Here is a 21554-nt window from a genome sequence, read left to right on the forward strand (position 1 = left end):
TGGCAAAGTTTGAGTAAAATTCTACTTTATTATTTGCTCTAAAACAGAGGAGTTGATATGGATTATAAGGATACAATGAGGCTTCCCCAAACCGATTTTCCTATGCGAGGAAATCTTTGCGAGAATGAGCCTAAAGTTTATCAAGCGTGGAAGAGTCAAGCCTTTCAGACAATGAGAGAAAAGCGTCTTGAGGCAAAGAATCAGGGCAAAAAATTTACACTTCATGATGGCCCGCCATATGCCAATGGTCATATCCATACTGGGCATGCGGTTAATAAAATTCTTAAAGATATTATTGTTAAATTTGCGTATTTTCAAGGCAAATATCCCTACTATACGCCTGGGTGGGATTGTCATGGACTTCCTATCGAGCAACAAGTAGAAAAAAAGATTGGCAAGGCAAAAAAAGACATTCTTCCCAAAGAAAAAATTAGAGAGCTTTGTCGCGATTGGGCAAAAGAATTTATCCAAATCCAAAGTGATGAATTTCAATCGCTTGGGGTTTTGGGAGATTTTGAGAATCCTTACAGAACGCTTGATTTTGAGTTTGAAGCAGATATTTATCAGGCATTGTGTGAGATTGCCAAAAATGGGCTTTTGGCACAGCGTTATAAGCCTATTTATTGGAGCTGGGCTGCAGAGAGTGCATTGGCTGAAGCGGAAGTGGAGTATGAAGAAAAAGAAAGCGATTCTGTTTTTGTTGCTTTCCCTTTGATGCAAGAGAGTCTTGAGACTTTGGGGATTGATCATGGGGCTTTGGTGATCTGGACGACAACTCCTTGGACATTGCCTGCCAATGTGGCAATCGCGCTTAAGCCCAATGAAGTTTATGTTATGACGCAAAAAGGCCATATCGTAGCAAAAGAGCTTTTAGAATCTTTGAGACAAAAAGGAGTGATCGCTCAAGATGATGAGGTGATTGGACAATGGGATTCGGACAAGCTTGAACGCTTAAAAGCACGCAATCCTCTTAATGGAAGGGAAAGTTTGATCATTTTGGGAGAGCATGTTAGCACCACAGATGGAACAGGGTGTGTGCATACAGCCACTGGGCATGGTGAGGATGATTATTATGTGGGATTAAAATATGATCTACCTACGCTTGTGCCTGTAGATGAAAAAGGGCGATATAACGATCTGATTTTGTCTCTCAAGCTTTTGCCAAGCGAATTCTTGGGACAAAATATTTTTGAAGCTCAAGATAAAGTCATCAAGCTCTTGGGTAGTGCGCTTTTGAAGCACGCAAAGATCAGACATTCCTATCCTCACTGTTGGAGAACGCATCAGCCTGTTATTTTTAGGGCGACAACTCAATGGTTTATTTTGATGGATAAGCCTTATTGTGAGGGAAAAACCTTGCGTGAAGTTGCCCTGCAGGAGATTGAAAAAGTCAAGTTTTATCCAGAAAGTGGCAAGAATCGCTTAAAAACTATGATTGAAAATCGTCCAGATTGGTGTATCTCAAGACAAAGAGATTGGGGTGTGCCTATTGCATTTTTTGTTGATAAAAAAACTCAAGAGGTGATTTTAGATGAGGAGGTTTTGAGACATCTTCAAGAGATTTTTAAAAGCGAGGGATGTGATGTGTGGTGGAGCAAAGAGATTGTTGATTTGCTTCCACCATCTTGGAAGTCGCGTGCAGAAGATCTAGAAAAGAATCAAGATATTTTAGATGTATGGTTTGATAGTGGAAGCACTTGGAAGGCTGTTTTGCAAAGCGTGCGTTATGATGCAGGAGAGTATCCAGCAGATTTGTATCTTGAGGGGAGTGATCAACATCGTGGGTGGTTCCAAAGCTCACTTTTAGTCTCTTGTGCAATTCATGCCAAAGCTCCTTTTAAGCGAGTTTTGACGCATGGGTTTTGCGTAGATGAAAAAGGTGAAAAGATGAGCAAAAGCAAGGGCAATGTGATTGCTCCAGAGCAAGTGCTTCAAGAAATGGGTGGGGAGATTTTAAGGCTTTGGGTGGCAAGCAGTGATTATCAAAATGATTTAAAGATTTCAAAAGATATTTTGAAGCAAGTCAGCGAGGTTTATCGCAAGATCCGCAATACGATCAGATTCCTTTTGGCCAACACAAACGAGTGCAAGACTCTTGTAGATTCTTGTGATTGGAGTGAGATTGATTTGTGGATTTATCATCTTGGAATGAAAGTCTTTGATGAAGTGCAAGAAAATTTTGCTGAGTTTGAGTTTGTGAAAGGGTTGGCACTTTTGCAAAACTTTATTGTCAATGAGTTGAGCGGAATCTATCTTGAGCTTTGCAAGGATATCTTGTATTGTGAAAGTGATAAGAGCAAGAAGCGTCAGGCAAGTATGAGCGTGATGGCAATTTTGGCTAGAGAGATGCTTTTTGCAGTTGCTCCAATTTTGACTTACACTGTCAATGAAGCTTTGAGCTATGCAAGTGAAGCGGTGAGGGATGGAGGAAAGATTCAAAATGTCTTTGATTTGACGCGGAGTGAGGTAAAGGTCGCTCAAACTCCTCAAGTTGATTTTTCAGAACTCAAAGAAATCAAGGATGCTTTTGAGGGCGTCTTGGATGTTTTGAAAAAAGAAGGGAAAATCAAAAGTTCTCTTGAAGTGGAGATTGCAACTGAGTATGCATTTGAACAACTTGCAGAATGGTTGATTGTCTCTTGTGTTGGCAAGGAATGCTATGGCGAAAAAGTAGGAGAATTTGAGGTGTCTGGCAAGAAATTCTTGGTTTATCGATCGGCTCAATGCAAATGTCCAAGGTGCTGGAGATATCTAACAAAGCAAGAGGGGGAATTATGCCTCAGATGTCAAGAGGTGCTTGAAGAAAGGCATAAGATTTAATAGATTTATGATATTGCTTTTCCCTAAGTCATGCTTTGCTTAGGGAAAATACTGGATCTCAAGGTCTTAAAAAAGAGGGGGAGTTAATAAGATTTTCCTAAAACAAGATTTGATAGAGGGCGATTCCTCAATAATTGGCCGAATTGGTTGTTTGATAAATATCTTGTCAATTATGAGGCTGAAGATAGAGAAAGTTAGACGGGTGATGGAAAAACGGCTCAAGTAAAGAGGGGCCGTATATAAAAAGCAAATAATGATTATTGTTTGGAGAGATATCTTTCCAAGATTTCCATTGCTGAGAGGCTATCGAGTTCACCATTTTTGATCTTTTCTTTTCTTTCTTTTTTGCTTAGCTCAAAAAGAGATTCTTGGGCGATTTTTGAGCTAAGGGCTTCATTGACATAAATAATTGTTCCTGAAAACTCTACAAGAGAGACAAAATGTTTGATCCGCCTTTCCATTTCGTGGGGTTTATGCTCATCTGATTCTGGCATTCCTACAATAAGTATATTAATCGCTCGATCTTTGAGAAGTTGTGAGAGCGCAAGTGCTGCTTGATCGCGATTTTTTCTTAGAATGGGTGGAAGAGGAAGAGTGATCCCTTGGATGTGGCTAGCAAGGCCAATGCGTTTGAGCCCAATATCACAAGCTAAAATATTATTATCGGACATAAACTTTTCCATTTTTCCTCTCAATTTTCCCTTCAATTTCATACTCAATAAGGCGATCACCAAAGCGTTGATAAGCTTCTTCAAAATTTGGAATCAAAGCACAAAATTCAAGAATCTCATCCTTTTCTTTTTCATTGTGTGCGCCAAATTGTTCTAAAACCCACTCTTGAAGACGATAGATTGCGCGAGCTTTTGAAGCTGCAAGTAGAGAATTTGTTCCTTCGCTCTCTCCAATCCGATGGGGAAAAACATAAAGAGGCTTGCCAAGATCAAGAGCGATTTTAGCGCTTTCCATGGAGCCACTATGAAGATCTGCTTGCGGGATGATGACAAGATCGCTTAGAGCAATGACAATGCGATTGCGCTCAAGAAAGTGATAAGGTCTTGGCGAGGGAATATCTGCATATTCGCTAAGGGCTAGTGCATCGCGATAGATTCTTTGAAGCATTATTTTGTTGGTATTTGGGTAGTAGTGATTGAGATCAGTGGGTGCAACCATGATTGTATAAGGAAAGGCTGCAGTATGGGCGATGATATCTACTCCCAAGGCTCCTCCGCTCACTACGACGCCTTGATGTTTGGCAATCATGGAAGCTAGATTGTGAGTTAAAAGTTTTGTGTAGGGATTGGGTTTGCGTGTCCCAACAATGGCTATTTTAGGATAGTTTAGAAGCTCTGCATTGCCTTTATAGAAAAGCTTTGCAGGAGGAGACTTGAGAGATTGCAAAGAGGTAGGGATGGGATTTAAGGGTTGCATTAGTTGAGATCGATGACTTGTTCTGAAGGGGTATGTGGGATATCTTCAATATTGAGTTGGTGTTGTTGGGAGGGGAAAATAAATGGAGAAGAGGATGGAGAGGGTTTTTGCTCTAGGGTGGAGGTACAGCCTGCAAGCCAAAGACATAGCAATATTGCCAAAAGAATGTTGGCGAAATACTTGTTTATGCTTATTTTGTTTAGATCCATCATCTTTCCTTTCATTGAGTTTAGATTATAGCCAAGTGTATAATTGCTCAAAGGAGACTATGAGATATTTTTTGAAATTTATAAGGATTTAAGGTGGAAATCAAAGAATTTTTAGAGTCCTTGAGTTGTGGGACTAGAGAGATTCCTAAGAAGCATCATTCTCTATTTTATGCACTTCAAAAGCTTGATGCTATCGCAAAAAAAGACAGAGTTTTTAAGCTAAAAGAAGGTTTTGCGATTGGTTCTTTGGATGTTGTAAGGAAGGATCTTGTTTTTTTGAAGAGTTTTTGTCCAATTCATTCAAAAGATTTTAGGATGATGGGAAGTTTGAAATTTGTTATGAGTGGAGATATCGCACTGGTTAAGACTTTATCTGGAGGGACGCGAGCAAGATTGGTGAGCTTGCTTTATTCTCCGCTTTGTAGAGAAATTGTTTTTTTAGAAAAGGTAAGGGAAAAAATTTCTGCACTTTCTTTGAAAAGCACTCAGGATAAACCTATCATCTATCCTCTTAGGGCTAGGCAAAAAGCATTGAGTGCGCTTCCTCCTCATGCTGTGCTTGAAATTGATGCTAGAAATGGAGAAATTTTGGAGGTACTAGGGGTTTTGGAAGATGAGAGGGTAGATGAAAAGATTGTTCTGCGCACTTATGGCAAAGATGAAGATTTTCCTCAAGAATGCTTGACTTTGGCGCAAAGTTTTGGAGATCGAGTTTATAAAGAGTTTTATCCTCATAGAAAAGATTTAGAATCTTTGCCATTTTGCACAATCGACCCCAAAGATGCAAAAGATCATGATGATGCGTTGTATTACGATCGGGGAAAAAGGATTTTGTATATCGCGATTGCTGATGTTAGTGAATATGTCAATAAAGAAAGCGCACTTGATAAAGAAGCAAGGAGGAGAGGATTTAGCATCTATCTTCCGCACAAAAGCATTCCGATGCTCCCAAGAGAGCTGAGCGAAAATATTTGCTCTCTCAGAGAGGGGGAAAGCAGGCTTGCAATGGTGTGGGAGATCCATTTTGATGTTTTGGGTGAAATATGTGCTAAGCAAATTTATGAGGCAGTGATTAAGAATCATCAAAGCTTGAACTATGATCAAGTTGAAAAACTCTTGCAAAACCAACAACAAGATGGGATTGCCAAAGAGGTTGCTGAAAGTATTTTGGAGTTTTATCCCCTGGCAAAGCGACTGAGAGAAAAGAGATTAAAAAGAGGGTATGACTTCTTGAGTGATGAGGTTAAACTGCTCCTTGAAGATGAAAGTCTTTTGGGGGTTGAACAATCAAAGGAGGGTGAAAGCAATCATTTGGTAGAGGAAGCGATGCTTTTGGCCAATGTTGCAAGTGCAGAGATGTTTGAGGGGTTGCCCTCCTATGGAATCTATCGCATCCACGAAGAAATGAAGGAAAATCATCTTGTAGAGCTTCTTTGCTATCTTAAAAGTTTAGGATTTGAAGATAAAAGAGGAAAAAAAGATGTCCATAAAATAATTGAAGAGATCCAAAAATGGGCGAAGAAAAAAGGTATGCAAAGAGAGATAGACAAAATGATCATCAAAGCCCAAAATCAAGCCCAATACTCTAGTGATAATATTGGGCATTTTGGTTTGGGCTTTGAGAGTTATACTCATTTTACTTCTCCCATTCGTAGATATAGCGATCTGTGTGTTCATCGTGTTATCAAAGAGGCATTGAAATCTCAGAATAAGCGATTGATTTATTTGAGTGAAGATTTCCCATCGCTTTGCAAGTCTTTGAGTGAATTAGAGCGTGAAGTGGCAAAAATTGAAAATGCCTATAAGGATCGAAAATATGCTCATTGGGCAAATAAGCATCTTGGAGAGAGATTGAAGGTGAGCGTTATTGATGAGCAATATCCTCCGCTTTGCAGGGCAATTGAACAAATCGATGGAGCAAAGATCGTGCTTTTAGAAAGAGAATGGGTGAATAAATTTGATATTTTGGATGTGGAGATTCTTGAAGTGGATTTGGCGAGTGCTAGAATCTATGCACAAAAAGTTTAAAAGGATTGAGATTGAATCTTTGTGTATATATTGTTATTCCTATTTATAATGTGGAGAAGTATTTGCAAGCATGCATCGAATCGGTGCTTGCTCAAACCTATCGGCATATTAAGATTATCTTAATTAATGATGGGAGCACCGATCAGAGTGGAGTCATTGCGCAGAGATATACAAAAGATCCTCGCGTATTATTGGTAAATCAAGAGAATAAAGGCCTTAGTTGTGCTAGAAATGTGGGCATAGAGATAGCAATGAGCGATAGCACAAATCAAGAAGATATTTTGGTTTTTTTAGATTCTGATGATGTGATGCACAAAAGTTATATTCAAACAATGCAGGAAACATTCAAACGAGATCCTTCTGTCAAGATAGCTATAGGCGGGGTTCAAGTGATTGATGAAGAAGGGGGGTTGCTAATCGAAAGAGAAGAGAAAGATGAGGCATTGAAGTTGAGTGGAATGGAATATCTGAAGGGGGTTAAGGGGAATTATTTTGCCTTTTCTTGGGGGGGGGGGTATAAATTGGGCTTCTTAAAGGAAAGTGGGATCAGATTTGTTGAAGGAATGATCAATGAAGATTTAATCTTTGGTCTTGAAACATTTAGGATGGCGGATAGGATTTGTTTTTTTAATGACTGGGTTTGTTATCGTTTGAGGGAGGGGAGCATATCTTGTGCAAAAACATTTTCTAAGCACTCTAATCAAGTTTTGTTTCGCTCATATATGATTAATTGCAATTATTTATTGTCTCTTTTGCAAAAAAAAGAATTAAGTGCCATTTACCCATTGATTCGGCGCTGCTTGAGAAGTTGCGCATCGATGCCATTTTTGTGCTGGATCAAAGATTCTTCTTTGTGTCATAAGCAAGATCTAAAAAAGCTCATCCCTTATGTCAGCTATAAGGTGAGGGCAGCATTTTACATTCCCTATTTAGCACGAGCATGGATACGAATAACTAAAGGTGGAGATAAGGTTTGAATCGACAGCAATTGGACAGATTTTTGGATTCTCAAATTCCTCAAGCAAGCTTACTCTATGGAGAGTGTATGTTTTGGATTGAGTTTTATTCAAAAAAAATTGCCTCCATGACAACAGATCTTGAGAATATTGTGAGTTTCTATTTTGGTGATTATGATTATGCTCAAGTCTTTGATTTGCTTAGTCAATCTTCTTTGTTTGGGGATAGCACACTTGTTGTTCTAAAAATTGATAAAAAATTGTCCAAAAAAGAGCTTCAATCATTTCTAGAGGCTTTGAAAAAAAATCCATCCAATTTTCTTATTGTTGAGTTTCGCAAAAGCGATTCTAAGAGTTCCAGTGAATATGCGAGAGATTTTAAAGAAATGGCGGGATTGTTTAAGGGGGAAAAACTAGTTGAAGCAAGGTTTTTTGAACCAAATTTCAATGAGGCTCAAATGGTTTTGATGGCTAGGGCAAAAGAGCTTGGGATTAGTATTGATTCGCGCCATTTAATGTTGCTTTTGAATATCCAAAACGGGGATCTTTCAATTGCTTATAAGGAACTTGAAAAATTAGTTTATTTTCATCGTCCTATTGAGGAAAAAGACATTTTACAGTTATGTAGTGCTTTGGGAAGTGTGGAGTTAGAAGATTTGTTAGATGCGCTTTTATCCCGTAGAGAGATTATGGGAATATACGCACGACTTGAAGAAGAGGGTTTGGATGAGATGGGAATGATTAGTTCTATTGGTGCTCATTTTTATAAACTTTTTATGTTTTTTGCCTATATTCGCTCAAACGGAAAGGCTGATGCCAAAGAGATTTTGGGGTACTCTCCTCCAAATTTTGTGGTGGATAAGATGGCGAAAGAGGCGATGAGTTTGCGTGAGGGACAGTATAGGGAAGTTTTTGAGACTCTTATTGAGGCACGAGTGCAGATTTTTTCAGGTAGGGGGAAAAGCACAGCGGTATTGATCGCTTTGCAAAAACTTCAAAAAATTTTAGGGTAGAATTTGAGGCTTTTTATTTTTTATAAAAAGACCTTGCTTGGCTCTTGAGTGGGCTGGGCTGAAACCAAAAGGAGTTTTTATGAAGCATTATGAAACGATGTTTATCGTTAAACCTACGCTTGTTGAAGACGAAATCAAATCTAAGATTGAATTCTTTAAAGAAGCAATTACAAAAAATGGTGGTGAGATTGAAACATGCCTTGATATGGGAATGAGACAACTTGCCTATGAGATTAAAAAAAATAAACGAGGCTACTATTTTGTGATCTATTTCAAGGCTCAAGCCTCTTTGATTTTGGAGCTTGAAAGACTCTATAGAATCAATGAAGATATTTTGAGATTTATTGTTGTGAAATATGAAAACAAAAAAGAGCAAAAAGCTTGGGAAACGCTTGTAGATAAAGCGAATAACCCACAAAAATATGCAAAAAAGACGCTCAAAAAAGATGATTCTCCAAAGCCTCCAAGAAAAAAGGTTGAGGAAAAGGTTGAAGAGCAAGTTCAAGAACAGAGTCAGGAGACTGAAACTAAGGAAGTTGCTGAATAGTTTTTGAGGTTGGGATAATGTTTAATAAAGTGATTATGGTTGGAAATTTGACGCGTGATGTTGAGTTGAGGTATCTTCCTAGCGGAAGTGCTGTAGCTACAATTGGACTTGCTTCCAATCGTAGATATAAAAAACAAGATGGCAGCCAAGCTGAAGAGGTTTGCTTTATTGATGTGAAGCTATTTGGGCGTACTGCAGAAGTGGCTAATCAATATCTGCGAAAGGGAAGCAAAATCTTGATTGAAGGTAAGCTTACTTATGAAAGTTGGACTGATCAGTCGGGTGCAAAGAGATCGCGTCACGTAATCACTGCAGAGTCTATGCAGATGATGGATACGCGCTCTGATTCTCAAAGTGCTCCACAAGCTTATGAAGCCTATCCTCAATATGAACAACAGGCTTCTTATGCTCCTCAGATGCAAAGGGCACCGCAACAAGCCTCCCCACAATCCAATTATAGTAATTCTCACAATATCCCAGAAATCAATATCGATGATGATGAAATCCCATTTTAGGAGTTGAAATATGGAAAAGAAAAAATATTCAAAGCGCTATTGTCGCTATACTGAAGCCAAAATTGAATTTATTGACTATAAAGATGTTGAAATGCTTAAGCATTCATTATCTGAGCGTTATAAGATTATGCCAAGACGCCTTACAGGCAATACAAAAAAATGGCAAGAAAGGGTTGAAAAAGCAATTAAGCGTGCAAGACATATGGCTTTGATCCCTTATATTGTTGATCGCAAAAGAGTTGTAGAAAATCCCTTTAAGCTTTCATAAGTTTTCCTCCCTCTCCCTCCATGCTTCAGATGGGGGGGCTTCTGATTTGGAGCATTTGTATGTTGCCACCTTTAGTGAGCGTAATTATCCCGATTTATAATGTTTCTCGCTATTTGAAAGAATGCCTTGATTCTGTAGTTTCTCAAACCTATAAGCATCTTGAGATCATTTTGATCAATGATGGAAGTGAGGATGGAAGTGAAGAGATCGCTAGAGAGTACTTGTATGATCCACGCGTGCAATTAATTTCTCAGATAAATAAGGGATTAAGTGCAGCAAGAAATGTCGGAATGAAAAAGGCAAGCGGTGCATACATTATGTTTGTAGATAGCGATGATTACTTAAGTCTGAATTATATTGCAGAGATGGTTGAAATTGCGATACGGTTTGATGTCGAAATGGTTTGCAATGAAGCCATCGTACGCTTTGGAAGGACGCGCTTAAGTAATCCGCAAAGGAAGGAGCCTCAAAGATATGTCCCAGATTCTCACAATATTGTTTTTGGTGGAGCAGTGTGGAGATTTTTGTTTTTGAGACAATTCTTGGAGCGTTGCGGGGTAGAGTTTTTGGAGGGAAAGGTTTATGAAGATGAGGCGTTTTTATATATGATTTCCCCTTTTTGCAATGCATTTGTGCGCTATTGTGGAGAATATTATTTTTATCGTCAAAGAGATGATTCAATCATGGCGCAACATAAAAACTTTAGAAATTATGATTTGCTTGATGTTTTTAGATCAATCTATCTGTACTATCAGTCCAATTGTTTATTGGAGCACTTTTCTCCGCCGTATTATTTTTTGTATGATTGTGCGATAGGCTATAGCAACGAAAAAGAATATCTTGATAGGGCAGAAAAATTATCTAAAGAACTTGGAGCTTACCCTTATTTTTTTAAGAGAAAAATTTTATATAAATTGGGAAGATTTTCTAAAATTTTGTACTTGATTAAGCGTGTGGTGTGCGCAAGAAAGAAAAAGAAATGACAAAAGAAGATTTGAGCTTTAGGAGTGATTTTGGGGAGGTGGTTTATAGTCTATATACCCCCAAAAATTACAATCAATGTATTGTGCAAATTGCGCATGGAATGATTGAAGAACGAGGAAAGTATGATGAGTTTGCTCAATTTTTGTCTGCTTGTGGATATGTTGTGGCGGTCAATGATCATAGGGGACATGGAGAGAGTATTGGCGGAAGGAGTGGAAAATATGTCGTTGATTTAGGTGAGATGGGTGAGAATGGATTTGAGAGAGCTGTTGGGGATATGCATACCCTAACACAGATTCTTAAAAAGCGTTTTGAGGGGTTTAGGTTTATTCTTATAGGCCATTCTATGGGATCTTTGCTCGCAAGACGCTATTTGCAGTTATATGAGAAAGAGTTAGATGCTTTAGTATTGATGGGGACGCCTTCACCAAATGCCTTGGCGGGATTTGGAGTCAATCTGTGTTCTGTTTTGGAGCTTTTGGGTTTGAAACGCGTCGGGGTTAGAATGATGAATCGCTTAAGTCTTGTAGGATTTAATCGTCGATTTCGCCAAAGAGATGCATCTGCTCCTTTTTATGCGTGGCTTACGCGAGATTTGAAGCAAGCAGAGCCATATATGCAAAAAAAAGAGTATCGCTTCTCTTTTACACTCAATTCTTTTGGGTGTTTGTTTGGAGGATTGAAGAGAGTTTTTTCTCCTAATTTTCGTGTGAACAAGATCAATCTTCCTATTGTGTTTTTGAGTGGAGATGATGATCCTTGTGGAGACTTTGGCAAAGGGGCGCTAAGGGCTTATGAGTATCTTGTCTCTCAAGGATATGAGAATGTTCAACTGCGCCTTTATAGCGGTGCCAGACACGAGTTGTTGCTGGAGATTAATAAAAGACAAATTATGCAGGAAGTAAAGGAGTGGATTGAATGCAAGTGAAGAATAAAAGGCTATTACAATGTCCTCTTTGTCTGCAGTGTTTTTTAGTGTTATTATCCCCACCTTCAACCGTGAGGATTTTATCAGTCGCGCTATTGATTCGGTGCTTTGTCAAGATTTTGAAAACTTTGAGTTGATTGTTGTTGATGATGGTAGTACAGATAGAACAAGGGAGTTGTTGGAACAATACAATGATGAGAGAATTCGATATTTTTATAAAGCAAATGGAGGAGTTTCATCGGCAAGAAATTTAGGCTTGCAACACGCTAGAGGGCAATATGTTACATTTATAGATAGTGATGATTATATCGCCCAAGGTTTTTTGAAAGATGCATATAGTTTTCTCTCAAAAGGAGATATTGAGTGCTTATTTTATGCAGGAGTGGCGATTCAAAAAACAAAAGAAATAAAAGTTCCCCTCTTTTGGGCCAAAGCAAGTGGTGATCAAGAGTACGTAGGAAGAGGGCTGTTTATTGATTTTTGTCTTTATTTGGGAAATTCTTGGGGATGTGGAAAATTTTTTAAAAACAGCGCTATACAAGAACACCATCTTCAATTTTGTGAAGAGATTAGCTATGGCGAAGATTTGATGTTTGTCTTAAGTTTTTTGGCTTTTGCTCAAAATAGCTTTGTAAGAAATAAAAATTATTACTATTGTGATATTCGATATGAAAGTTTGAGTCGTTCTCAAATCAGTAAAAAAGATCATATTGAGAATCTTTTGAAGGGATATGAAAAATTGAGAAAGCTTTTGATTGGACAACAAAAAGAAGAGTTATTGTTCTTTTTAAACACAATTTATGCTGACCACATTTTTTCTCGCTATTGTAGCTTGGGAGCGCTGTGCTCAAGAGGTGGGAATTGGGAAAAGAAATGTATGGCTTTGTTTCAGGATAGGAATCAGGATGTAAGCTCTTTTGAGAGGAAAATAAGACAAAGGGTTGTGGGAATTAATTCTAGGAGGGCAATGATTTTGCTTGCCGAAGGCTTTCGTTTCTGTGTTGTTTTGGCTAGTTATTTGCCCGATTCAATTAGGAAAGGAATCAAAAGTTTTATTAAAAAAGTAAAAATCGCTTAAAAGAGAAGGGTGGGGGGGGGGATTACATCATCCCTCCCATGCCCCCCATGCCCCCCATTCCGCCCATACCGCTCATATCAGGCATTGCAGGCTTTTCTTCTTTGATGTCATTAATTGTTGCTTCTGTTGTGAGGAGTAGGCTTGATACGCTTACTGCATTTTGCAATGCAACTCTTGCAACTTTAAGTGGATCAATAATTCCAGCTTTAAACATATCAACATACTCTCCACTGCTTGCATTAAATCCGTAAGTGTCCTCTTTTGCACTTTCAACATTATTAATAACAACACCAGCATCATATCCAGCATTTTCAGCAATTTGTTTCATTGGAGCTTTGATCGCTCTGAGAATGATTTCATAACCAATTTGCTCATCACCTTTAAGAGAGAGAGAAACTTTTTGAGCTGCTCGAATGAGTGCTGCACCACCACCAATTACAATGCCTTCTTCAACGGCTGCTTTTGTTGCAGAAAGTGCATCATCAACTCTATCTTTTTTCTCTTTCATTTCTACTTCGCTTGCTGCACCCACTTTGATAACTGCAACTCCACCACTAAGTTTTGCAAGTCTTTCTTGGAGTTTTTCTCTATCATAATCGCTTGTTGTGCTCTCAATTTGTGTGCGAATTTGTGCAACGCGCGCTTTAACTTCCTCTGCACTTCCTTTGCCATCTACGATTGTTGTATTATCCTTATCAATCACAATGCGTCCAGCTTGCCCAAGGTCTTCGATGCTTGCAGATTCTAGAGTTTTTCCAAGCTCTTCGCTAATGACTTGTCCACCTGTTAGGATTGCAATATCTTTAAGCATTTCTTTTCTGCGATCACCAAATCCAGGAGCTTTGACTGCTGCGACATTAAGCACACCACGTAATTTATTTACAACCAAAGTTGTCAATGCTTCACCTTCAATGTCCTCGGCGATGATAAGCAAAGGTTTTCCACTTTTCATTGTAGATTCAAGAAGTGGCAAGATATCCTTCATTGAAGTGATTTTTTTATCTGTCAAGAGAATGTAGGGATTGTCTAGTTGAGCGTTCATTTTGTCGCTATTTGTTACAAAATAAGGAGAGAGATATCCTCGATCAAATTGCATTCCCTCAACAACGCTTAATTCATCATTGATTCCTTTTGCCTCTTCAACAGTGATAACACCATCTTTGCCTACTTTTTCCATAGCTTCAGCGATAAGATTTCCGATTTTCTCATCAGAATTTGCAGAAATTGTTGCAACTTGTGCAATCTCTTCTTTTCCGCCTACTTTTTTGCTTCCTTTTTTGAGTTCTTCGATAATCGCTTCGCTAGCTTTATCCATTCCTCTTTTAACTTCGATTGGATTAGCTCCAGCTGTGACGTTTCTCAACCCTTCTTTAAAAATGCTATAGGCCAAAACTGTTGCTGTTGTTGTTCCATCTCCTGCAGCATCTGCTGTTTTGCTTGCAACTTCTTTAACAAGTTGAGCTCCCATATTTGCAATTGGATCAGCTAGCTCAACTTCTTTTGCCACACTAACACCATCTTTTGTGATTGCTGGCGCTCCATAGCTTTTTTGGATCAAAACATTGCGACCTCTTGGCCCCATTGTAACTTTTACAGCATCGCTAAGTTGCTTAACACCTTCATAAAGTTTATTTCTTGCACTATCTGAAAAATTGATTTCTTTTGCCATTTTTTACTCCTTATAAAATTGTTCCTAAAATGTCTTCAAGTTCCAAAACGATATATTCTTTGCCATCAAGTTTGATTTCATTTCCTTTATATTTGCCAAAAACAACAGTTTGACTAAGCGCTACGCATTTGCATCCTTCTTCGATCTCTTTGCTAATGGCGACAACTTTCCCCATCAATGGCTTTTCTTTTGCATTATCTGGGATGATAATTCCAGAACTTGTTTTTGTATCTTCTTCAAGTCTTTCAACCAAAATTCTTTTACCCAGTGGTTTGAAATTCATTTCAATACTCCTTGATAGTTTGATAGCACTTAAATATTTTAAGTGCTACGATTTTATACTATTTTTGATTTACTTTCAATTGCTTTAAGTCATAAATACTCACTAATATTTAGTCTATTTGGCTAAATATTAGTGAGTATTTATCTATAAGAATATCCAAAAACATATTGGAAACCTCGTCTATTTGGGGGCTTATTGATCATTTAAAGATATTGAAGAATGCAAAAATAGAGTTATACAAGATTGTGAAATAGAGACCAGAATTCTCTATTGAGTGAATATTTGAGAGTGGATTGGGGTCCTCCTGCACCAACGGACTTTGTAAATACGTTGGGTTTGAGAGTGAGGAGCAAGGATTATTTAAAAAATTTTCTTTTGATGTAGTTGAGTGCCCGATAGAAAAAACGAGATTTTTGGAACTTGGCAAACATTAGGCTCTCTAGAGAGCAAAGATAGTCTTGCAAGAATGGAGTTTTGCAAAGATAGGAAAACCATAAATCAGATTTGGGCTCACTGGGGGTATTCCATGGTTTGTTTGCCCCAACAAAATGAAGTTGAATTGGGTGAAGTCTTGCCTCCGTAATTTCTTGTTGTGAGTAAATATTTGGCTTGAATTTTTCCCATAACTCCCCAAAATTTTTCCAGCTAGTATGGGAAACAACATGGGCTAGGCTGATTTTTGTATTATGTGGAAAGCATACAATATTTAATACATCTTGTTCTGCTAGGACAAGTTTGTGAGCATTGTTTTCTAAATATCGAATCGCTTTTTCTTGAATATTTTCTTTTCTCCACCCTTTAAGATTGATGATGAGATAGCATCCATCTACTCCATGTGAAATTGCTTCTAATTCTTTAGAATCAAACTTTTTGTATCCACTGCGCCATCCTTTGGACGGAAGAGGAAAAAATGCCTGTGGATCATTGCTGACAACTCCTCCTATCAGATAATCCTCATTGCAATCAAAATCATCAAAGCTTCTTGTAATATCTCCCAAAAAGACAACATCAACATCAGAAATAATGATTTTGTCGTATTGAGGGAATAGACTAGGGGCAATGAGCTTATAAAACACTTCATAAGAAAAGTGGTATTGGTGGGTGAGCTTTTTCCACACATCTTGCAAATAGTTTTGCGCATGGATAAAGTCAAGTGTGGCAAAATGAGAGAAAGGCTTGATGGTTAGCTGAAGTTTTTCTTGGTCGTTAGGAGAGATGTTATTGTGGATCACAAAAAGTTTAAATAAAACTTTTTGATGGGGGGGGGGTATTATTCTTAAGAAGAGAGTAGAAAGCAACAGCGGCTGGGATGACATAATTTTTGTCAAAACAAAACATAATTGGAATTTCTTTCATTACAATGCCTTTTTATCTTTTTTTGTGGATTTTCAATGATTGCTAAGGAATCAATCGAACAGCTTAAAGCAAATCTTGATATTGTTGAAATTTTGGGCAATTATATCCAACTCAAGCGAGCAGGGGTGAACTATAGCGCTTGTTGTCCGTTTCACGACGAAAAAACACCTAGCTTTATGGTTAGTCCTGCAAAGGGGGTTTATCACTGCTATGGTTGTGGGGCTGGAGGTGATGCGATTGCTTTTGTGATGGAATATGAAAAGTTGAGTTTTGCAGAAGCGATTGAAAAAATTGCTTCCTTGACCGGATTTTCCCTGACATACACCCAAGAGAGGCAGAGAAAAGATTCTAAATTCTTAGACAAAATTGCGCAGTTTTATCACTCAAAACTTTTGCAGTCTCAAGAGGTTTTGGCTTATGTGGGTGATCGTGGAATTTCAAAGCAAAGCATTGAGAGGTTTTTGCTAGGGCTTTGTGGGTCTGGGTTTGAGAGTGTGAAATTTGCAGATACGCACAATGCACGATCTGAGGCCATTGAGCTTGGAGTATTGGGACAAGATAAAGATAGGGTTTATTCTCGGTTTTTTGAACGCTTGATGTTTCCTATTTTCTCTCCCAATGGGCGAGTTGTTGGCTTTGGTGGGAGGGCATTGCAAGCTCAAAATAATGCCAAATACATCAATTCTCCCCAAAGTAAGGTTTTTAACAAATCAAAGCTTCTTTATGCTTATCATTTGGCCAAAGAAAGTATCTATGCCCAGCGTCAAATCATTATTACTGAGGGATATATTGATGTGATTATGATGCATCAAGCGGGCTTTAAAAATGTTGTTGCTACACTTGGAACTGCACTTACAAAAGATCACCTTCCTCTTTTGTCAAAAGGAGAGCCACAAATCATTGTAGCTTATGATGGAGATAAGGCAGGAATCAGTGCGGCTTTCAAGGCCTCAAAGCTTTTGGCTGATAAGGAAGGGGGGGTTGTGATTTTTGAGGGAGGCATGGATCCTGCGGATATGGTTGTTTCTGGCAAGATTGAAGAGATTGCACAACTTTTAAAGAAGCCAATCCCTTTTATTGAGTTTGTATTGAAGCAAACCATTGAGGCCTATGATTTAAAGAATCCTTTGCAAAAAGAAAAGGCACTCAAGGAATCTTTAGAATTTCTCCATACCCTGTCTCCTCTTTTGCAAGAAGAATATCGAGAGCTACTTGCCCAAATGCTTAGAATCTCTCCTTCTTTAATTCATATAAAACGAAAAAAAACTTCCTCCCAGATACCAACTAGTCGCATGAATCTAACAGAGCTTGTCTTGATTAAAAGTATTGTAGAGGATCGTGGGTTGTTGGATTATGCGATTGAATATTTGGATGCTCAATCATTTCAGACACATTTTGCAGAATTTGAGTTGCTTGCAAGAGGGGAGTGGAGTCATCCTTTGCTTCTTGGAATAAGAATCAATGAAGCAATACAGCCTTTGATGAGAGAAGATTTTCAAAAACAAGTGCGAGAGCTTGCGATCAAAGATTATCAACAAAGATTGAAAAAGATACCATTTGAGCGAAATTTAGGATATAAGCAGAAAATAGAATTGATCAAAAAATATAAGTGTTGTATCGAAAAAATTCAAAAGGAGAATCATGAGTAAGAAAAAAGCCATAGCTTTGTTTAGTGGGGGATGTGATAGCTTGATCAGTATGCAATTGATGAAAGAGCAGGGGATTGAGGTTGTTGCAATTAATTTCAATATTGGATTTGGGGGAAATAAAAGTAAGTTGGAGTATTTCCACAATGCGACTGCACAAATTGGCGTGGAGTTTATTAGTGTCGATATCCGCAAGCAATTTTTTAATGATGTTTTGTTTGCGCCAAAATATGGCTATGGAAAATATTTTAATCCTTGCATAGATTGCCATGCCAATATGTTCAAAAATGCTTTTTTAAAACTTGTAGAGCTTGATGCAGATTTTGTCATCAGTGGAGAAGTATTGGGGCAACGCCCAAAAAGTCAAAGAAAAGAGGCATTAGATCAAGTGAAAATTTTGGTCAAAAAAATGGGAGAAGATTCTCGATTTGCGCATTTGATTGATCCTAATGGAGATGGAATCCAAAAGCCCAAAAGTCTAGATGAGCTTCTTTTGCGTCCGATGAGTGCAAAGCTTTTGGAGGAGACTTATCCAGAAAGAATGGGGTGGGTAGATCGATCCAAATTGCTTGATGTGCATGGACGCGGAAGAACTCGTCAATTGGAGATGATTCAAAATTATGGATGGAAATATTTTGAGAAGCCAGGAGGAGGGTGCTTGCTGACGGATACGAGCGTGGCTTTGAAGATTAAAGATTTGCAATCACATCGCGGAATGATCTTTGAGGATGTGGAGCTTGTCAAGGCGGGACGCTATATGGTTTTGCCCAATGGTGCGCGATGCATCATTGCTAGAAATGAAGAAGAGAATCAGAAGCTAGATATTGAAAATCCGATGATGGAAAAGATTGTCTTGCTTGATTGTAATGGTCCAATAGGGCTAATAGAAAAAAATGCAACAAAAGAGGATAAATGCTTGGCTGGAAGAATTGCTCTAGGATATGGCAAAAGTCATTTAGAGCAAGATTATCAAGTGCGTATTGGTGATATGCAATACAAGCTTACCCCCTTAGAGCGCCAAGAAGCTCAGAAATATTTATTCTTAAAATAGATCAAAGATCTAAGGATGAGAAATTCTCATCCTTTGAATTAAAACTGATAATTGATTTTTGCTTGAGCTTTTCCGATTGATAAATCCCCAAATGTTGATCCTACCAGTGCAGATAGAGATAATTTCTCACTAAAGTCATATTTGAGAGTAAAGGATAACTCGTGAAGTTTGGCATTCATGCTTCCACCCAAAAGAGAGGCTTGATGTCGTGAAAAACCTTTCTTAAGAAGTCTATATTGGTTGTTCCCTCCAATATAGGCATATGAAAGACCCATTGAGGTTTTTTGATTTGCATAGCCAAGTGAAGCATAGGCAACTTGAATGCTTGAGCTTTGATTGGATTGTTTGTATCCACCAACACCATTGAGTGCATACCCATTGCCAGATCCAACATCCCACCAAATATTTCCTCCCATATTAAAGCCTGCACAATAATTTAAAAGTGCACCATATCCATCACCAAAACTTCCAGTATAGCCTGCTGTGAGATTTATACCAAAGCTTTCATAGCTTGCCTGTATATTATAAAGTCCGCGGAGCTTAGCTGAGAGTTCACCTAGATTGAAAAAAGATTCATTTGTGTTCACTTGTGTTGCAGCGACCTGTGTTTGAAGAGTAAGTCCAGCAATTGAGTAATTCAAATCAGCAAAAGTGAGAAAATCAATCGTTTTGATTGCATGTGCAACCCAAACATCAAAACCAAATCCATTGAAGTTTTCACCATGAATTCCGCCAATAAAAAGAGGTCTTGAGGAATTCATGCTTACATCATCTTCATCAGCAAGAGGAGAGGAGTGGATGGCATTTGCATTATCAAGTCCCCAAGCTCCATAAGCTTGAAGAGAGAAGGTGAGATTTTCAATATCATTGTTTGTCATTGCCGCACCATAGCCAAAATCCCATTCCGAATCGCTAAAAGGTGTTGCAATGTTCATTTTTCCCAATGTAATTGTTGTTTTGGAGGATTGAGGTGTCCAAACACCATAAAGGGACATAAGCCCAATAGAAGGAATTCCTGAGGGAGAGCTTGAATTTTCTAAGAAGCTTCCTCCATCAGGAGCACTTGTCCCATAATCAACAAAGACTCTTGTTCCAACTGAGAAGCCATGATAAGAGCCTGTTTGTAGATTGAGCCAAACACGTGTTTGAAAAGCGCTTCCATTTGCATCTTCTCCAAACATGAGCGTATATTGCCCATATGTGTAGCCATCAACATTGATATCTTTGATTGCATCAAGAAGACTTTCTTGTCCATAGAGGCCGGATGTGATCAATAGTATTTGAGAAAATTTTTTCATTAAAATCCTTCTTGTGTCTTTGGTTTTCACTTAGCGTGTATGAGAGGATTGTATCAAAAGAAAAGAGGAAAGTGGAAGAGGTCAAGGTGCAAAAGAAGCACCTTGGTTTTAGAATTTATAAGTAAGTTTAGCTCTTGCTCTTCCCATTTGGAGATCTCCAAATGTCGATCCAACAAGGACAGATAAGGCAAGCTTATCAGAGAAGGCATAGGTAGAGGAAACAGAGAATTCGTGCATTTGTACATCCATATGAGTTTTGTTAGGATGATTTTCTTTTCCTTTTGCCATTAGCATATAGTTATTGCTTGTAACATAAGCATAATCAAGGCTCAAAGAAATGTTTTTAACTCCCTTATAGCCAAGTGAAGCATAAGCAACTTGAACTTTTGAAGCAGAGCCATCAGATGTTTTTGTTCCACCTGTTCCAATGATCCCATATCCATTTGCTCCACTACTAAGAGTGTCATACCAGATTTTTCCACCCATATTGAAAGAAGCAGTGCTGTTTAAAAGTGCACCATATCCATCACCAAAGCTTCCAGTGTAACCAGCAGCGGCAACGATGCCTGTTTCATTTGAGTTATAGGCAAGTTGAAAGTTATAAAGTCCTCTTAATTTTGCAGTTAAGTCTTGTGTTGTGTTAGAAAGATCGAAGTGCTTGCTTGATGTATTGACTTGAGTTGTAGCAATTTGAGTTTGGAGTTTTACTCCAGCAATTGTGTAATTAAGATCTACAAAAGTCAAGAAATCAATTGTATCTACAGCATGTGCAACCCAAGCATCAAAACCGACTCCAGCAAGCTCTTTTTGATCTCCTGTTATACCAAAGATAAATAAAGGTTTTTCAGAAACAAGCTCTGGAGTACCAATTGTATTGCTGTTATCCAAAGCCCAAGCTCCATAAGCTTGAAGATGGAATCCAACTCCTGCAATATCATAGTTATCGATACCTGCACCATAGGCAAAATCCCATGCGCTATCACTAAAAGGTGTGATAATGTTCATTTTTCCTGCAGTGATAACTGTGGCAGAAGATTCAAATGTCTTGCGACCATAGAGAGCTTGAAGACCTAATTGCATATTTTCAGCTGGAGATGCCCCAGAATTTTCAAGGAAGCTTTTTCCATTTGGAGCTCCTCCCCCTATAGATGCATAAACTCTTGTGCCAACAGAGAAGCCATAATATGCTCCCGTATTGACATCAATAGCTGTTCTAAATCTCATCGCAGTTCCACTTGCATCACTTCCAAACATAGAAGTAAGCTGACCATAAACATAACCACCGATTGTTGTTCCTTCAAGTGCATCCATTAGAGAAGTTTTTGTTGAGGGTGGGATAGACTTATCTACTTTTTGCTGAGGTTCTTGAGCGTTAGCCTGAGTTGTTTCAGTTGTTTCAGCATTTGCATAGCCAAAGGCGCCAAGTGCAACCAATGTTGCCAAAGAGTTTTTTAAAGTTTTCATTTTTCTCCTTTTT

General features: G+C 38.4%; 19 protein-coding genes and 1 pseudogene. 12 read left to right on the forward strand and 8 right to left on the reverse strand.

All coding sequences use genetic code 11. The features are described from left to right. The first annotated feature begins 57 nt into the window (after positions 1–57). Positions 58–2820, forward strand: coding sequence for an isoleucine--tRNA ligase (gene ileS / locus LW137_RS03825; RefSeq protein WP_233033353.1), 2763 nt, complete (start codon positions 58–60; stop codon positions 2818–2820). Between the two features lie 257 nt (positions 2821–3077). Here the strand turns inward: ileS and ruvX are convergent, their stop codons facing one another. From ruvX to LW137_RS03840, 3 genes are read right to left on the reverse strand one after another with little or no spacing between them, the layout of a single operon-like run. Next, a complete protein-coding gene (gene ruvX, locus LW137_RS03830) occupies positions 3078–3491 on the reverse strand; it encodes a Holliday junction resolvase RuvX (protein ID WP_233033355.1) in 414 nt (137 codons plus the stop codon). Continuing rightward, positions 3481–4248: a DNA-processing protein DprA gene (locus LW137_RS03835; protein ID WP_233033358.1), complete on the reverse strand. Its 768-nt coding sequence runs from the start codon at positions 4246–4248 to the stop codon at positions 3481–3483. The genes ruvX and LW137_RS03835 overlap by 11 nt, the downstream gene beginning before the upstream one ends. Then, a complete protein-coding gene (locus LW137_RS03840) occupies positions 4248–4457 on the reverse strand; it encodes a hypothetical protein (RefSeq protein ID WP_233033360.1) in 210 nt (69 codons plus the stop codon). The genes LW137_RS03835 and LW137_RS03840 overlap by 1 nt, the downstream gene beginning before the upstream one ends. Before the next feature lie 93 nt (positions 4458–4550). Between LW137_RS03840 and LW137_RS03845 the strand changes: the two genes are divergently transcribed. From LW137_RS03845 to LW137_RS03885, 9 genes are all read left to right on the forward strand, one after another. Then, positions 4551–6485: an RNB domain-containing ribonuclease gene (locus LW137_RS03845; protein ID WP_233033362.1), complete on the forward strand. Its 1935-nt coding sequence runs from the start codon at positions 4551–4553 to the stop codon at positions 6483–6485. Positions 6486–6496: 11 nt separating this feature from the next. Then, positions 6497–7462 (forward strand): glycosyltransferase family A protein, encoded by a 966-nt coding sequence (locus LW137_RS03850; protein ID WP_233033364.1) that lies wholly within the window; start codon positions 6497–6499, stop codon positions 7460–7462. After that, positions 7459–8454: a DNA polymerase III subunit delta gene (gene holA, locus LW137_RS03855; RefSeq protein ID WP_233033366.1), complete on the forward strand. Its 996-nt coding sequence runs from the start codon at positions 7459–7461 to the stop codon at positions 8452–8454. The genes LW137_RS03850 and holA overlap by 4 nt, the downstream gene beginning before the upstream one ends. Positions 8455–8533: 79 nt before the next feature. Next, on the forward strand, positions 8534–9001 hold the full coding sequence (gene rpsF, locus LW137_RS03860) for a 30S ribosomal protein S6 (RefSeq protein WP_233033368.1): 468 nt from the start codon (positions 8534–8536) through the stop codon (positions 8999–9001). Positions 9002–9018: 17 nt separating this feature from the next. Then, positions 9019–9516 carry a single-stranded DNA-binding protein gene (locus LW137_RS03865; RefSeq protein ID WP_233033370.1) on the forward strand — a complete coding sequence of 166 codons (498 nt, stop codon included), beginning with the start codon at positions 9019–9021 and terminating at the stop codon, positions 9514–9516. A 10-nt stretch (positions 9517–9526) separates the two neighbouring features. Next, positions 9527–9784 (forward strand): 30S ribosomal protein S18, encoded by a 258-nt coding sequence (gene rpsR, locus LW137_RS03870; RefSeq protein WP_233033372.1) that lies wholly within the window; start codon positions 9527–9529, stop codon positions 9782–9784. 59 nt (positions 9785–9843) lie between these two features. After that, positions 9844–10767 carry a glycosyltransferase family 2 protein gene (locus LW137_RS03875; protein WP_233033375.1) on the forward strand — a complete coding sequence of 308 codons (924 nt, stop codon included), beginning with the start codon at positions 9844–9846 and terminating at the stop codon, positions 10765–10767. Then, a complete protein-coding gene (locus LW137_RS03880) occupies positions 10764–11696 on the forward strand; it encodes an alpha/beta fold hydrolase (RefSeq protein ID WP_233033377.1) in 933 nt (310 codons plus the stop codon). Before LW137_RS03875 ends, LW137_RS03880 begins: the two co-directional genes overlap by 4 nt. A 19-nt stretch (positions 11697–11715) precedes the next feature. Next, positions 11716–12774 (forward strand): glycosyltransferase family 2 protein, encoded by a 1059-nt coding sequence (locus LW137_RS03885; RefSeq protein WP_233033379.1) that lies wholly within the window; start codon positions 11716–11718, stop codon positions 12772–12774. A 22-nt stretch (positions 12775–12796) separates the two neighbouring features. On the opposite strand, the gene groL is transcribed toward LW137_RS03885, so the two are convergent. From groL to LW137_RS03900, 3 genes and pseudogenes are all read right to left on the reverse strand, one after another. Beyond that, positions 12797–14443 (reverse strand): chaperonin GroEL, encoded by a 1647-nt coding sequence (gene groL, locus LW137_RS03890; RefSeq protein ID WP_233033381.1) that lies wholly within the window; start codon positions 14441–14443, stop codon positions 12797–12799. Positions 14444–14459: 16 nt separating this feature from the next. Further along, positions 14460–14726, reverse strand: a pseudogene (groES, locus tag LW137_RS03895) (co-chaperone GroES); the annotation flags it as partial. A 356-nt stretch (positions 14727–15082) separates the two neighbouring features. After that, positions 15083–15958 (reverse strand): glycosyltransferase family 8 protein, encoded by an 876-nt coding sequence (locus tag LW137_RS03900; protein ID WP_233033383.1) that lies wholly within the window; start codon positions 15956–15958, stop codon positions 15083–15085. Positions 15959–16117: 159 nt separating this feature from the next. Here LW137_RS03900 and dnaG point away from each other — a divergent pair, with 159 nt between their 5' ends. Further along, a complete protein-coding gene (gene dnaG / locus LW137_RS03905; protein ID WP_233033385.1) occupies positions 16118–17731 on the forward strand; it encodes a DNA primase in 1614 nt (537 codons plus the stop codon). Continuing rightward, a complete protein-coding gene (locus tag LW137_RS03910; protein ID WP_233033387.1) occupies positions 17724–18779 on the forward strand; it encodes a 7-cyano-7-deazaguanine synthase in 1056 nt (351 codons plus the stop codon). The genes dnaG and LW137_RS03910 overlap by 8 nt, the downstream gene beginning before the upstream one ends. 38 nt (positions 18780–18817) lie before the next feature. Here LW137_RS03910 and LW137_RS03915 read toward each other — a convergent pair whose 3' ends face one another. Next, on the reverse strand, positions 18818–20077 hold the full coding sequence (locus LW137_RS03915; protein ID WP_233033389.1) for a major outer membrane protein: 1260 nt from the start codon (positions 20075–20077) through the stop codon (positions 18818–18820). A 108-nt stretch (positions 20078–20185) separates the two neighbouring features. Next, on the reverse strand, positions 20186–21541 hold the full coding sequence (locus LW137_RS03920) for a hypothetical protein (RefSeq protein WP_233033391.1): 1356 nt from the start codon (positions 21539–21541) through the stop codon (positions 20186–20188). Between the last annotated feature and the right edge of the window lie 13 nt (positions 21542–21554).

Origin of the sequence: Helicobacter kayseriensis (assembly GCF_021300655.1) — a bacterium.
Taxonomy (GTDB): domain Bacteria; phylum Campylobacterota; class Campylobacteria; order Campylobacterales; family Helicobacteraceae; genus Helicobacter_G; species Helicobacter_G kayseriensis.

Coding starts and splice junctions, on each gene's coding strand:
- ileS (WP_233033353.1), top strand. CDS start 58: ATGGATTATAAGGATACAATGAGGCTTCCCCAAACCGATTTTCCTATG.
- ruvX (WP_233033355.1), bottom strand. CDS start 3,491: ATGTCCGATAATAATATTTTAGCTTGTGATATTGGGCTCAAACGCATT.
- LW137_RS03835 (WP_233033358.1), bottom strand. CDS start 4,248: ATGCAACCCTTAAATCCCATCCCTACCTCTTTGCAATCTCTCAAGTCT.
- LW137_RS03840 (WP_233033360.1), bottom strand. CDS start 4,457: ATGGATCTAAACAAAATAAGCATAAACAAGTATTTCGCCAACATTCTT.
- rpsF (WP_233033368.1), top strand. CDS start 8,534: ATGAAGCATTATGAAACGATGTTTATCGTTAAACCTACGCTTGTTGAA.
- LW137_RS03865 (WP_233033370.1), top strand. CDS start 9,019: ATGTTTAATAAAGTGATTATGGTTGGAAATTTGACGCGTGATGTTGAG.
- rpsR (WP_233033372.1), top strand. CDS start 9,527: ATGGAAAAGAAAAAATATTCAAAGCGCTATTGTCGCTATACTGAAGCC.
- LW137_RS03875 (WP_233033375.1), top strand. CDS start 9,844: ATGTTGCCACCTTTAGTGAGCGTAATTATCCCGATTTATAATGTTTCT.
- LW137_RS03880 (WP_233033377.1), top strand. CDS start 10,764: ATGACAAAAGAAGATTTGAGCTTTAGGAGTGATTTTGGGGAGGTGGTT.
- LW137_RS03885 (WP_233033379.1), top strand. CDS start 11,716: ATGTCCTCTTTGTCTGCAGTGTTTTTTAGTGTTATTATCCCCACCTTC.
- groL (WP_233033381.1), bottom strand. CDS start 14,443: ATGGCAAAAGAAATCAATTTTTCAGATAGTGCAAGAAATAAACTTTAT.
- dnaG (WP_233033385.1), top strand. CDS start 16,118: ATGATTGCTAAGGAATCAATCGAACAGCTTAAAGCAAATCTTGATATT.
- LW137_RS03910 (WP_233033387.1), top strand. CDS start 17,724: ATGAGTAAGAAAAAAGCCATAGCTTTGTTTAGTGGGGGATGTGATAGC.
- LW137_RS03915 (WP_233033389.1), bottom strand. CDS start 20,077: ATGAAAAAATTTTCTCAAATACTATTGATCACATCCGGCCTCTATGGA.
- LW137_RS03920 (WP_233033391.1), bottom strand. CDS start 21,541: ATGAAAACTTTAAAAAACTCTTTGGCAACATTGGTTGCACTTGGCGCC.